The sequence below is a fragment of the Komagataeibacter xylinus genome (assembly GCF_009834365.1).
Taxonomy (GTDB): domain Bacteria; phylum Pseudomonadota; class Alphaproteobacteria; order Acetobacterales; family Acetobacteraceae; genus Komagataeibacter; species Komagataeibacter xylinus_D.
This window is the reverse complement of record NZ_CP041348.1, coordinates 2,809,111-2,822,296: the sequence shown is the minus strand read 5'-3', so window position 1 is coordinate 2,822,296 and position 13,186 is coordinate 2,809,111. Positions and strand designations below refer to the sequence as shown.

Genomic DNA, 13,186 nt, shown 5'->3' with positions numbered 1-13,186 from the left:
TATGGTCGAATGGAATCTCATCGAATGTATGGAAATTCCATCTCATGTCCGCATACCCCTATCTGGCCCACTGGAAAGAAGAGATCAGCCGGAGTCCGAACGCGATTTACATGACGTTGGCCGATGCCCTGGCGCTTTCCATCCGCAAGGGTGAGCTGAGGGAAGGGGACAGGCTGCCACCACAGCGCACGATCGCGGACTATCTTGGCACAAATCTGACTACCGTGACCCGTTCGTTTGCCGAGGCCCGGCGGCGTGGCCTGATTGACGCGACTGTCGGCCGTGGCACCTTTATCCGTGTTGGCGCCGGAGAAAGCCACTGGCGCCATACGGGACCGGCTGTAGTTGACCTGACCATGAACCTGCCGCCAATTCCGCAGGAACCGCCGCTTCAACGCATTATCCAGAGCGACATTGCAGCCATCCTGAAACAGCAGGATCTGAACAGCCTGATGTCCTACCGGGTAACGGGCGGCACATTGGAGGAGCGCCAGCTTGGCGCAAAATGGATTGCGCCCGCGATCGGTCAGAGGCGAACGGACGAAATCCTTGTCTCACCGGGTGCCCAGAGTGCACTTGCGGCAATTGTCAGCACGCACACGCAGCCAGGTGATGTTATCGTAACTGATCGCATTGCCTACCCTGGCATTCGCACCATAGCGGCGCAGTTCGACCTTATTCTGGTCGGCGTGGACAGCGACATGGAAGGCATGATGCCGGACCAGCTTGACCGGGTCTGCGCCGAACATCATCCCCGGCTGCTCTACTGCATCCCCACCATTCACAATCCCACCACGGCCACGATGTCGCTGCAAAGGCGCAAGGACATCCTGAAGGTCGCCCAACGCCATCATCTGCATATTACTGAAGACGACCCTTACAGCCTGCTGATGGACAATCCGCTCCCGGCGCTGGCGGCCCTTGATCATAGCCGTGTCAGTTATGTAGCTACCCTCGCCAAGACGCTCAGCCCGGGCCTGCGCACTGCCTATGTGGCCCTGCCCAATGCGGAAATGACCCGACGGGTTACGGCGGCCATCCGGGCCATAGCCCTGACCAATGCCGGTCTGCTCAGCGCACTCACGGCGCGATGGATGCAGACAGAGCAGGCGCATACAATCCTGCATGCCATCCGCAAGGAACTGCGCCTGCGCCAGTCCATTGCCCGCAAGGTACTGGGAGAAGGGCACTGCATGAACCCCGACGGGCCACATGTCTGGCTGAAATTGCCGGACTGGTGGGGCAGTGCGGATTTTGTGGCTTATGCCCGCAGGCGGGGTCTGGCGCTGGTGCCCAGTACCGTTTTCACCATCAGTGGGGAACCCCCGCAGCGGGCGCGGATTGCACTGGGCAGCGCGCCGGATGCCACAAGCCTTGAGGAATCCCTGCACGGGGTGCTGTCAGTGCTGCGGCACAAACGTTCCCCCGGTTTTGCCGATATTGTGTGACCTGACCGCAATGCCCGGAATCGATGGAGGCACCAGATTCCGGGGCATGCCATGCAGGCACATGGAAAAACAAAAAGGCACTTCATTCACGACTGCGTGATTATAAGATCCTTTCAAAACAGTCACTTATAATCACATCCCGATATTGTATGGCTTGCGTATATTTTTTGTATGCTCCTATCCTGGTGGGAGAACGGCATGCAATTTAATTTGATCCGTTTGTACCTTAATTTTAAGGCATACAATATTTTGGCTCTCCGCCATCCCGTGCCACGTTCGCCTCGGCAACGCGGTCAGTCCCGGCTCCCCGCCGTAGACCGCAGCACACGGGAGAGATACCATGCCGAAAGTCGAACACGCTCCGCATAAAGATGGCGACTGCTTCGTCAATTATGAAAACAAGGTCTTTGAGGACGTCAAAGCCAGACCCGGCGAAAAAGCCCTCATCACCTTCCACACCGTCGCCAATGAAGGCTCCGTCGGGTTCGTCAACCTGCTGCAGGCTACCCGCCTGATCCGCAAGGGATTCGAGACGTCGGTGCTGCTGTATGGTCCGGGTGTGACCCTTGGCGTGCAGCGCGGCTTTCCCCGCCTGGGCGATGAGGCCTTTCCGGGGCACATGAACTGCAACAGACAGATCGCAAAAATCCTTGAAGAGGGCGGCAAGGTCTATGCCTGCCGCTTCGCGCTTCAGGCCCTTTATGGCTACGGCGAGCAGAACCTGATCCCCGGCATTACGCCGATCAATCCGCAGGACGTGCTCGACATCATCCTGCTGGCCCGCCGCGACAACGCTTTCATCCTGAACACCTGGACTCTCTGAAGGCCGAAGGGAGGACCGCACGCCATGCCCCGTATCGTTCGCGCCGCAGCCATCCAGATCAGCCCCGTCCTTGGTGATGATGGTCTGGGGACTGCCCGGAAAGTCTGCCAGGCCATCCGCGATGCCGCCGAAAAAGGCGTTGCGCTGGCGGTCTTTCCCGAAACCTTCGTGCCCTATTATCCCTATTTCTCGTTCATCCAGCCCGCTTTCCGCTTCGGCGGCGAGCATCTGGAGCTCTACGAACGCGCTGTCGTCATCCCCGGTCCGGTAACCGACATGGTGGCTGAAGCCGCCCGCGACACCGGCATGGTCGTGGTGCTGGGCGTGAACGAGCGGGATTTCGGTACGCTTTACAACACGCAGATCATCTTCGACGCCACAGGTGAAATCCTGCTCAAGCGCCGCAAGATCACGCCCACTTACCATGAGCGCATGGTCTGGGGGCAGGGGGATGGTTCGGGGCTGAAAGTGGTGGAAAGTGCGGCCGGGCGCATCGGGGCGCTGGCGTGCTGGGAGCATTACAACCCGCTCGCCCGCTACGCGCTGATGACCCAGCACGAGGAAATCCACTGCGCGCAGTTCCCCGGCTCGCTGGTAGGCCAGATCTTCGCCGACCAGATGGAAGTCACCATCCGCCACCACGCGCTGGAATCAGGCTGCTTTGTGGTGAACGCCACGGGTTGGCTGACGGAAGAGCAGATCAAGGAAATAGCCGACGACCCTGCATTGGAAGGGCCGTTGCGAGGTGGATGCTTCACCGCCATCGTCTCACCTGAAGGCAAGCTGTTGGGCACACCCCTGACGGAAGGCGAGGGGATGGTGATTGCCGATCTCGACTTCGGCCTAATCACCAAGCGCAAGCGGATGATGGATTCCGTGGGGCATTATGCACGCCCGGAATTGCTCAGCCTGCTGCAGGACCGGCGGCCCGCACGCACGGTGCACTATGTTGGTGAGCATGGAGCAACTGGGCCGGTTGGTCCCTCCAATGACGAGGTTGCGTCATGACTGTTCCGACACTCGGCACGCTTTCCGGCCGCAGGCTCGTCACTGACCTGCAATCCTTCGGGCTTCAGATCGGTGAGCAGACCGGGGGTATCGCCCGCAAGGGTGGGGCCGGCCCTTCCGACCACAAGACGATCACCATCGCGGGTCAGACAGTCATGGTCCCGGTTTATACATCTGGTGCACGACGGTCTCCGTTTCAGGCCAGTCCGCCTGACCAGAGTGGGACAAGCACGCTGCTGCGTGATGGCCAGACGCTGGGCACAATCCATTTTCCGAGGGCTCCGCGCTTTTATGGCCTGAGCACGGCGGACGGCATTCCTTACTGGAAGATCGCCCTTCTGCATGGCCGCGACACGCTGGCCACCACGGTGCACCAGACCTGCATCCGCTATGCCGACCGGCGCACGTCGTGCCAGTTCTGCGCCATCGGCCAGTCGCTCGAAGCCGACCGCACCATTGCCTACAAGACGCCCGCGCAACTGGCCGAAGTTGCAAAAGCCGCCGTGGAGCTGGACGGCGTGCGCGATATGGTGCTGACAACCGGGACACCCAACGTGGTTGATCGGGGCGCTGCCGTGCTGGCGGAATCAGCCCGTGCCATCAAGGCGGCGGTGGATCTGCCGCTTCAGGTGCAGTGCGAGCCGCCGCGCGATCACGGCTGGTTCCAGCGCCTGCGCGAGGCGGGGGCCGACAGTCTGGGCATGCACCTCGAAGCCGCAACACAGGCCGTGCGCGAGAAGATCATGCCCGGCAAGGCCACGGTCAGCGTCGATCGCTACATGGATGCTTTTGCGTCCGCCGTGCCGGTCTTCGGGCGCGGGCAGGTCAATACCTACATTCTGGCCGGTCTTGGCGACAGCGCCGAACACATTCTGGCTTTGGCCGAACGCCTGATTGCGCTCGGGGTCTATCCCTTCGTCGTGCCGTTCGTGCCCATTTCCGGCACACCGCTGGAAAATCACGCGCCGCCTTCGGCCGAGTTCATGAAATCCGTGCTGGCGCCGCTGGGCCGGATGCTACGCGAGGCAAACATGAAATCCACCGACATCCGGGCGGGGTGTGGCCGGTGTGGCGCCTGTTCCTCGCTGTCGGCGTACGAACAATGAGTGAGATGCTCGAAGGCGTGGAAGACCGGCCGTTCATTCCCACGGAATATGTTGTGCGTCTTGCCCGCACGCCGTGGGAAAGGGCTGGCTATCACGCGCTGCGCCGCGAAGTGTTCTGCACCGAACAGCAGGTGTTTGCGGACGACGATCGGGATGCAACTGACGCAGTTGCCATTCCCATCATCGCGGCGTGCTGCATGGCGGGCATGCCGGACCGGGTGGTAGGAGCAGTGCGCATCCATGAAGCCGAGCCCGGTGTGTGGCGCGGTTCCCGTCTGGCCGTGCATGAAGGTCACCGCAAACTGGGCCGGATCGGGGCGGAACTCATCCGCATGGCAGTCAGCACGGCGCACGGGTTTGGGGCCACGCAGTTTCTGGCGCAGGTGCAGGAGCAGAACGTGCTGTTTTTCCGCCGCCTGCACTGGAAAAGCCTTGGCACCATAACCTTGCACGGCCTGCCACATCACGACATGCAGGCCGACCTTGCGCGCTATCCGGCACACGGTCAGGATCAGACTTGGCTGCTACGTCCGCAGCCGCGCAACCGGCAGGTGGCGTGATGGCACATCAACTTGCCACACTGCTGCGCACGCTCCGCCATGGTCGCGCCCTTGCGGGCAAACAGGATATTGCTGAAGCGGCTGCGATCCTGAAGCCTGCAAATCCTGATGCCATCCGCCTTGGCGATGACTGCGCTGCAATTCCGGACGGTAACGGCTATCTTCTGCTGGCCAGTGAGGGATTTCAGGACAGCTTTGTCCGCTCAATGCCGTGGTTTGCCGGGTATTGCGGCGTGATGGTCAATGTCAGCGATATCGCGGCCATGGGAGGCCGTCCCGTGGCCGTGGTGGATACGTTGTGGAGCGATACGTCCGAGGCGGCCGCGTCCATCCTGACGGGTCTGCATGATGGAGCACGCACCTATGACGTGCCTGTGGTCGGCGGCCATACCAACATGCGCAGCACTCACAACTCGCTGTCGGTGGCGATCCTTGGCCGTGCCCGTCATCTGCTGACCAGCTTCGATGCCCGACCGGGCGAGGTGCTGATCGCCGCCATCGACCTGCGTGGCCGCTGGCATGACCCGCACCCGTTCTGGGATGCAAGCTCAGCCCTGTGCGGCACCGACGGGGCGGCACGTCTGCGGGGGGATCTCGAACTTCTTCCGTGCATAGCCGAGGATGGGCTGAGCCGTGCCGCCAAGGACATCAGCATGGCCGGACTGCTGGGCACCGCCCTTATGCTGGCTGAATGTTCAGGCGTGGGCATGACGATCACGCTTGATGATATTCCACGCCCCGATGCCGCGCCTATGGAACGCTGGCTGTCCGCATTCCCCAGCTATGGCTATCTGCTCACGGTGCATCCCGAAGATGCGGATGCGGTCATCGCCCGCTTTCATGGGCGGGGCATTGCAGCTTCTGCCATCGGCCAGTGCAATGAGACGCGGCGTGTGGATGTCACATGGACGGATGAGAAGGAAACCTTCTGGGATCTGGCCCGGACGCCGCTCATGGGGTTTACGCCATGAGTCTGTCCATTGGCATCCTGACCCATTCGACCAATCCGCGCGGCGGTGTGGTGCACGGCATGGCGCTGGCGGAAGCCCTGTGTGACGCGCGCCATGACGCAACGCTCATCGCGCCGGACGTAACAGGAGCCGGTTTCTTCCGCACGCCCCGCTGCGCCATATACTGTATTCCGGCTGTGCCGGAGAGCGATCTGTCAACGCTGGTGGAGCGCCGCATTGGTGAAATCAGGGACGCACTGCATGGGCAGCATTTTGACGTGCTGCATGCGCAGGACCCCATCAGCGCCAATGCGCTGGCCGATCTGGTGGAAAAGGGGCGGATACCGGGCTTTGCCCGCACGGTCCACCATCTCGACCGTTTCTCCCACCCCGTCCTTGCCGCGCGACAGGAGCGGGGCTTCATGGCGGCGACCGAACTCTTTACCGTCAGTCCCCTGTGGGCAGGCATCCTGCGTGACGAACATGGTCGCGAGGCCCCCGTCGTCGGCAACGGGGTCGATCCCGTGCGCTTTTCGCCCGCACCAACCACGCACGATGCCTCGCTGCGGGCACGGTATCGTCTGCCGACTGACCGTCGCCTGATCCTGTCCGTGGGCGGGATCGAGCGGCGCAAGAATACCCTGCAACTGCTCGACGCGTTTCTGGCCCTTCGCCGCGAACAGCCTGATGTGCATCTGGTTGTGGCGGGCGGGGCTTCATTGCTGGATCATTCTGCCTACCGGACGCTGTTCGCGGCACGTCTGCACGAAAGCGGTGCAGCGGATCACGTGACCATAACCGGACCGGTTGCGGATGAAGACATGCCTTCATTCTACCGGCAGGCGGATGTGCTGGCCTATCCGTCCATAACAGAAGGGTTCGGCCTGTGCCCGCTGGAAGCACTGGCCTGCGGCACGCCTGCCATTGTGCCAGAAATCGCGCCCTTTACCGGGCACCTCTCGCAAGCGGATGCGCTGTGGTGTGACCTGGCGCGCCCCGAAACCCTGCTGGTGGCCTTGCGTGACGCGCTGAGCATCAAAAGTCGTGACCATTTCCGGATCAGCGGTCCCGCAACCGCCCATCGTTTCGACTGGCGCAACGTCGCTGGCCGGCACATCCCCGCATACCGGCGTCTCGCGGCGCTGCAGCACGCTGGCGTCCATGCTTCAGGAGTTTCGTCACCATGCCCGAAATGACCTTTCGCGTGTGCTGGCCCGATGGGAAGGAGACCGACTGTTACTCCCCATCACTGGTCATAAGAGACCATTTCATGCCCGGTCAGGACTATCCGGTCCGGGAGTTTCTTGAAAAGGCGGATACGGCCCTGACGGAAGCCAGCGAGCGGGTTCGTGCGCGCTACGGCTTTCCGTGCAGCCGCGCCCTTGGCCAGCTGCATGCCATTCGACAGGCCAGTACGCCCTTCCTCAATCGACCCGATGCGCAGGTGCGCGTCCTGTCTTTCAGTTATTGAGACGAAAAGAATGACCATGTCACAGAACGAAAAAAGCATCCCCGTCATCATCGTGGGTGGCGGACAGGCCGGGCTCTCGATGAGCTGGTATCTCTGCCGCGAGAAGGTGGAGCACATTGTCTTTGAGGCAAAGACGGCCTGCCATTCGTGGGATGACGAACGCTGGGACAATTTTTGCCTGGTCACGCCAAACTGGCAGTGCGCACTCCCAGGGCATCCCTACAAAGGGAGCGATCCTCACGGCTTCATGGTGAAGCAGGAAATTATCGACTACGCCAAAGGCTTTGTTGTGTCCTTCAATCCACCGCTGCGTGAACACACGGCTGTCACCTCCATCACGCGCCATGAAAGTGGTGGCTACCACGTGGTAGCAGGTGGTGAGGCGTGGCACGCGAAACATGTTGTCATCGCGTCAGGTGCCTATCAGGACGCGGTCATCCCCGGCTATGCCAGCGCGATCGACCCCGCCATCCATCAGGTCCACTCGCAGGATTACCGCAATGCCGCCCAGCTTCCGGACGGCGCGGTTCTGGTCGTGGGCAGCGGCCAGTCCGGCGCGCAGATTGTCGAGGACCTGTTCCTTGAAAAACGCAAGGTTCATCTGTGTGTCGGTTCCGCCCCGCGTGTCTCGCGCTTCTATCGTGGCCGCGACGTTGTGGACTGGCTTGCGGACATGCACTTCTATGACCTGACGGTAGATAATCACCCCCTGCGTGACGGCGCACGCGACAAGACCAATCATTATGTCACGGGCCGGAATGGCGGCCATGATCTTGACCTGCGCCTCTTTGCCATGGAGGGCGTGGGCCTGCATGGCACGCTTGAGACCATCCGTGACGAAATCGCACACTTCGCGCCGGATCTTGCGGAAAACCTTGATGATGCGGACAGGACCAATGCCGATATCAAGCAGTCCATTGACGCCTATATCGCCCGCGAAGGGATTAGTGCCCCCACCGAAGCGCCCTATGTACCCATCTGGGAGCCCGATCGTAGCAATGCGCCGCTGGACCTGAAGGCCGCAGGCATCACCTCGATCGTCTGGTGCATCGGCTTCCGCCCGAACTATCGCTGGATCGACGTGCCGGTTTTCAGTGGGGCGGGCAAGCCGGTCTGGCATCGCGGCGTGACCGACGCGCCGGGATTCTACTTCCTCGGCCTGCCGTGGCTGCACACATGGGGATCGGGACGGTTCTCCGGTGTTTCGCGCGATGCTGCATGGCTGGCCAGCCAGATCACCGGCAAACACGTGCCCGTAGCCTGAGCGGAGGACAGCGCCATGCTTGCATGGACAACATATGAAGCGATGTATGACGCAGCCCTGAACCAGCCAGAGGCATTCTGGCTGGATGCCGCACGGCGCATCACATGGAAGCAGGCACCTGGAATCGCATGCAGAACGCGGGCGGATGGCTGGCATGACTGGTTTCCCGACGCCACGCTCAACACCTGCTACAATGCCGTGGACCGGCATGTGCAGGATGGACGCTGCGGGCAGGCGGCGCTGATCTGGCATTCCTGCGCCACAAAAGAACGGCAGATGGTAACCTACCGGGAACTACAGGGCAGGGTGGCCGGGTTTGCCGGTGGGCTGCGCTCGCTGGGGGTAGGGAAGGGCGACCGTGTCCTGATTGCCATGCCGACCATGATCGAAACAGCCATCGCCATGCTGGCCTGTGCGCGGATCGGAGCCGTGCATGTGGTGGTTTTTGCCGGTTATGCGGGGCCGGAACTGGCGCGCAGGATTGATGATGTGGCCCCGAAAGTCATTATCATCGCCAGTTGCAGCTTTCATGGGCAGACGTCCATCCCGTCTGCGCCCACCCTGCATGAGGCGCTGGCCGAAGCGACGCATAGGCCGCATGCATGCATAATCGCACAACGAGCGGCCTGTTCAGCTTCGCTTCTGCCGATGCGGGATCATGATTTCCATACGCTGGAACAATCTGCCCCAGTTGATCCGGTCACGCTGCAATCAGAAGATCCATTATATATTCTTCATACATCTGGAACGACAGGGAATGCGAAGGGCATTGTGCGTGACAATGGCGGCCATGCCGTGGCGCTCGCGCTGTCCATGGAACTGATCTATGGCTGCGAACCCGGCGATACTTTCTTTACTACGTCCGATCTCGGCTGGGTCGTCGGTCATTCCTATGGTGTCTATGCGCCGCTGATCAGCGGCTGCACGAGTATGATCGTGGAGGGGAGCGCATCGGCTTCCGCGATCCGCGCGCTCTGCCATGAGCACGAGGTAAAATGCCTGTTCACCACGCCTACCCAGATGCGACTTACGCGACAGGAGAGCCGTCATCTGTCAGGAGCGATCCTGCCAGCACTCGCCTGCATCTTCGTAGCCGGGGAATATGCGGATCCTACCTTGCTCGACTGGGCGCGGTCGTATTTTCGCAAACCCGTGGTCAATCACTGGTGGCAGACCGAAACCGGGTGGAGCATCACCGCGCATTTCTTCGGCCTGGCCGAGCGTGAACCGGTGGCGCTCATGAATGACATCGGGCGGCCTGCACCGGGATTCCGTCCGGCCATAGTGCCGTCCATACCGGAGGAACGGTGCGGCGAGATTGTTCTCTCCCTGCCGTTGCCCCCTGGCTGTCTGGCGGGTGTCTGGAAGGACAGGGCGATCCGTGCTCCTGCAGCGTATCTTGATGAAACACGCAGGTATTATCGCACCTTCGACGAAGGCATGATCGAGGCCAACCGCGCCGTTCATATGCTCGGGCGTTCTGACGACGTCATAAAGGTCGCAGGCCGGCGGATTTCGGGCGTGCAGATCGAAAAGATCATCGCTTCTAACCCTGCCGTTCATGCCTGCGCCGTGGTCGCAACCCCGGATGAACTGCGGGGGCAGCGACCTGTCGCCTACGTGGTTCCTGATCCCGAGGTGGAATGCGCACCTTCTGCCGAGGAAATCGTAGCACGGGTCAATGAAGTCCTCGGGCGCTGGATTGGTCTGAAAGAAGTCCGCTTCGTCAGTCACCTGCCGACCACCGTATCTGGCAAGATTACACGCAAACGTCTGCTGGTATCCTGATGGTAGCAGTGTGGCATGCCATTTGTGGAACGGCCCGTTCAGATGGCCTGGCCACCGGAGACTTCGATCCGCTGCGCGTTCACCCAGCGATTGTCTTCGGACAGCAGGGAGGCGATCATCGGGCCGATGTCGTCAGGAAGGCCGGGACGTCCGAGTGCGGTTACTTCTGCAATATGCCGGGCAATGTCCGGATTGTCCCGCACCATACCTCCCGAGAAATCCGTCTGGATCGCACCCGGCGCCACTGTGTTGACGGCAATGCGACGGGCCCCGAGTTCCTTGGCCATGTAGTGCGTCATGACTTCTACCGCGCCCTTCATGGCGGCATAGGCAATCCGGCCGGGATAAGCAAAGCGCGTCAGACCGGATGAGATGTTCACGATCCGGCCACCATCCGCGATCAGTGGCAGTAGCGTCTGCGTCAGGAAAAACGGACCTTTGGCGTGCACGCGATAGGCGGCATCAAAATCCTCTTCCGTCACCTCGCCAAACAGCCCGCTATGGGACGTACCGGCCATGTTGACCAGATAATTGAAATGCTCCGCACCCCATTCGCGCAGCACGCTGCGGACTTCGTCGGCGAAGGCGGGAAAGGAGTGCGTGTCGCCGGTGTCGAGTTGCAGGGCCACTGCGCGGGCGCCGCTCTGTTCGACACTATCGACCACCTCATCGGCTGCGGATCTGTTGGTGTGATAGGTCAGGATTGATGAGACGCCGCGTCGGGCGAGGGCTTCAACGGTTGCGCGGCCCAGTCCACGGCTGCCGCCGGTGACAATGGCAATGATGTCTGCTTCAGGCATAGAAATCTCCAACGGGTGAGGGGGCAATTCTGGTCACAACGTTGGCCGTTCGATAAGAGCGCTCTTTCCGTCAGCATTGTTTTGCGCCATGGAATAATCCCATGGACAGGCTTGCCACACTCGACCTCTTCGTCCGCATTGTTGACCGCAGCAGCTTTAGCGCCGCCGCAGCCGATTGCGGCATCTCCCGCCCGGTTGCCACCGCCGCGATCAAGGCGCTGGAGCAAAGGCTCGGCACCCGACTGCTGCACCGTTCCACCCGCCACGTTCGGCCAACGGAGGAAGGCGCTGCCTATTATCGCCGGTGTGTGGCGATCCTGGCGGACCTTGAAGATGCCGATCGTGGTGCGAGTGGTGCTGTGGCCGGCCTGCTGCGCGCTGACGTCATTGGGCGTCTGGCGCGTATGACCCTGCTGCCAGCATTGCCGGACTTCCTGGCCCGTCATCCGGCGCTGACCGTTCATCTTGGCGAGGGCGAGCGGTTTGTCGATCTGGTGCGCGAAGGGGTGGACTGCGTGGTCCGGACCGGGAGCCTGCCGGATAGCGAAATGATTGTCCGCCCCCTTGGCGTTATGAAGGAGATGACGGTTGCGAGCCCGACCTATCTGGCGCGGCACGGAATGCCTGCCTCTCCCGCTGATCTTGAGGGCCATCAGATGATTGGCTTCGTGTCCTCACGCACCGGCCAGACCCTGCCACTGGAGTTTACGCGCGGAGAGGAGGTGATCGAGATTTCGCTTCCGGCGCGCCTGTTGGTCGGAGGTGTTGATACCTATGCCGAAGCGGCCAGGCTTGGCTTTGGCCTCGTGCAGGTACCGCGCTATGGCTGTGAGGATGACCTTGCAAATGGCACGCTGATCGAAGTCCTCCCTGATTTTCCACCCGCGCCCACGCCGGTTTCTGTGCTTTATCCAAGCAACAGGCAGCTTTCTCCGCGCGTGCGTGTGTTCGTGGACTGGCTGGTGGAGATTATTGGCCCGCGACTTCACCACAATGCGAGTGAGCGTCCCTACATGGGCGCAAAAGCGAGATAGAGCGAGATCGTTGCAATCGAGAGCACGGTGGAGGCCAGAACGACACGCCCGGTAAGGGCTGCCTCCCGGTCATAGAATTCTGCCAGCATGAACGAGCCGGTTCCCGTGGGCAGTGCGGCAAGAAGCACCGCAATGTTTGTCATCGCCGGAGGGAGGTGGAGCACGGGTGCTGCAATGATCCACGTAACCAGAGGTTGGGCGATCAGCTTCAGGCTGACAAGAATGGCAGCGGTCGACAGGCGTGCAGATGCGGCACCGGCGGAATTTCCGGCAAGGAACAGACCGAGGGCGATCAGGGCGCAGGGGGATGCAGCCCCGCCGAGAAGCTTCAGGAAGGCATGAACGGGTTCCGGCAGATGCCCACCGGATACCATGACCAGGCCACCAAGTGCTGGCGCCACCAGCAATGGATTTTTCACCAGCGAGAAGAGCGTTTTCGCGACAATGTCGCGCGGCCGTGCTTCGGTCTGCAGTCCGGCCTCGATCAAAACGATCGCTATGACAAACAGCACACAGACCGTCACGATCGTGGCGATGAGGGTCGGCGCCATGCCGGTATCGCCGACGAGCGACAGGACGAGCGGGAAACCGACAAACCCCGTATTGGCGTAGCTTGCGTTCAGTCCGTCAATGGCGGCATCGGCAAGATGATGTCCTGTTGAGACCCGCCACCACAGCGTCCCGGCAAACACGATAAAACAGCCAAGCGTGAACGCTGTAATGAATCCCGGCTCCCACAGATCGGTCATTTTTGCATTTGCCACGATGTCGAACAGCACCGCGGGCAGTGCGAGATAGACCACCAGCCGATTGACTTCGCGCGTGGCATTGGGGCCGAGCGCACCCGATTTGCGTGCGATCCATCCGGTAAGGATGAGGGCAAAGATAGGCAGGACGATCAGCAGATTGTTCAGCATCAAAAATCTCGGGAGGT

At 61.2% G+C, this 13,186-nt stretch carries 13 protein-coding genes; 11 read left to right on the top strand and 2 right to left on the bottom strand.

Annotated features, from left to right (window positions below; all coding sequences use genetic code 11):
* Positions 1-44 precede the first annotated feature (44 nt).
* The 10 genes from FMA36_RS13535 (at position 45) to FMA36_RS13490 (ending at position 10,418) form a co-directional block, all read left to right on the top strand.
* Positions 45-1,448, top strand: coding sequence for an aminotransferase-like domain-containing protein (locus FMA36_RS13535; RefSeq protein ID WP_159262855.1), 1,404 nt, complete (start codon positions 45-47; stop codon positions 1,446-1,448).
* A 340-nt stretch (positions 1,449-1,788) separates the two neighbouring features.
* Positions 1,789-2,271, top strand: a complete 483-nt coding sequence (locus tag FMA36_RS13530; protein WP_141262606.1) for an MSMEG_0572/Sll0783 family nitrogen starvation response protein — start codon at positions 1,789-1,791, stop codon at positions 2,269-2,271.
* 24 nt (positions 2,272-2,295) lie between these two features.
* The gene (locus FMA36_RS13525) at positions 2,296-3,279 is read left to right on the top strand and encodes a Nit6803 family nitrilase (protein ID WP_159262854.1); all 984 of its coding nucleotides are present in this window, start codon (positions 2,296-2,298) and stop codon (positions 3,277-3,279) included.
* Complete coding sequence (locus FMA36_RS13520) at positions 3,276-4,385, top strand: MSMEG_0568 family radical SAM protein (protein WP_159262853.1); 1,110 nt, start codon at positions 3,276-3,278, stop codon at positions 4,383-4,385. Before FMA36_RS13525 ends, FMA36_RS13520 begins: the two co-directional genes overlap by 4 nt.
* Positions 4,382-4,945, top strand: a complete 564-nt coding sequence (locus FMA36_RS13515) for an MSMEG_0567/Sll0786 family nitrogen starvation N-acetyltransferase (RefSeq protein ID WP_159262852.1) — start codon at positions 4,382-4,384, stop codon at positions 4,943-4,945. The genes FMA36_RS13520 and FMA36_RS13515 overlap by 4 nt, the downstream gene beginning before the upstream one ends.
* Positions 4,942-5,916: a sll0787 family AIR synthase-like protein gene (locus tag FMA36_RS13510; RefSeq protein ID WP_206065327.1), complete on the top strand. Its 975-nt coding sequence runs from the start codon at positions 4,942-4,944 to the stop codon at positions 5,914-5,916. Before FMA36_RS13515 ends, FMA36_RS13510 begins: the two co-directional genes overlap by 4 nt.
* Positions 5,913-7,091: an MSMEG_0565 family glycosyltransferase gene (locus FMA36_RS13505; RefSeq protein ID WP_159262851.1), complete on the top strand. Its 1,179-nt coding sequence runs from the start codon at positions 5,913-5,915 to the stop codon at positions 7,089-7,091. The genes FMA36_RS13510 and FMA36_RS13505 overlap by 4 nt, the downstream gene beginning before the upstream one ends.
* Positions 7,079-7,366 carry an MSMEG_0570 family nitrogen starvation response protein gene (locus tag FMA36_RS13500; protein WP_159262850.1) on the top strand — a complete coding sequence of 96 codons (288 nt, stop codon included), beginning with the start codon at positions 7,079-7,081 and terminating at the stop codon, positions 7,364-7,366. Before FMA36_RS13505 ends, FMA36_RS13500 begins: the two co-directional genes overlap by 13 nt.
* 16 nt (positions 7,367-7,382) lie before the next feature.
* On the top strand, positions 7,383-8,630 hold the full coding sequence (locus FMA36_RS13495; RefSeq protein WP_159262849.1) for an MSMEG_0569 family flavin-dependent oxidoreductase: 1,248 nt from the start codon (positions 7,383-7,385) through the stop codon (positions 8,628-8,630).
* A 15-nt stretch (positions 8,631-8,645) separates the two neighbouring features.
* Positions 8,646-10,418, top strand: a complete 1,773-nt coding sequence (locus tag FMA36_RS13490; RefSeq protein WP_159262848.1) for an AMP-binding protein — start codon at positions 8,646-8,648, stop codon at positions 10,416-10,418.
* Positions 10,419-10,456: 38 nt separating this feature from the next.
* Here the strand turns inward: FMA36_RS13490 and FMA36_RS13485 are convergent, their stop codons facing one another.
* On the bottom strand, positions 10,457-11,218 hold the full coding sequence (locus FMA36_RS13485; protein WP_159262847.1) for an SDR family NAD(P)-dependent oxidoreductase: 762 nt from the start codon (positions 11,216-11,218) through the stop codon (positions 10,457-10,459).
* A 101-nt stretch (positions 11,219-11,319) separates the two neighbouring features.
* Between FMA36_RS13485 and FMA36_RS13480 the strand changes: the two genes are divergently transcribed.
* Positions 11,320-12,252 carry a LysR family transcriptional regulator gene (locus tag FMA36_RS13480; RefSeq protein WP_159262846.1) on the top strand — a complete coding sequence of 311 codons (933 nt, stop codon included), beginning with the start codon at positions 11,320-11,322 and terminating at the stop codon, positions 12,250-12,252.
* Here FMA36_RS13480 and FMA36_RS13475 read toward each other — a convergent pair.
* Complete coding sequence (locus FMA36_RS13475; RefSeq protein WP_159262845.1) at positions 12,228-13,169, bottom strand: AEC family transporter; 942 nt, start codon at positions 13,167-13,169, stop codon at positions 12,228-12,230. The two genes, FMA36_RS13480 and FMA36_RS13475, sit on opposite strands and share 25 nt — an antisense overlap.
* Positions 13,170-13,186: the final 17 nt, after the last annotated feature.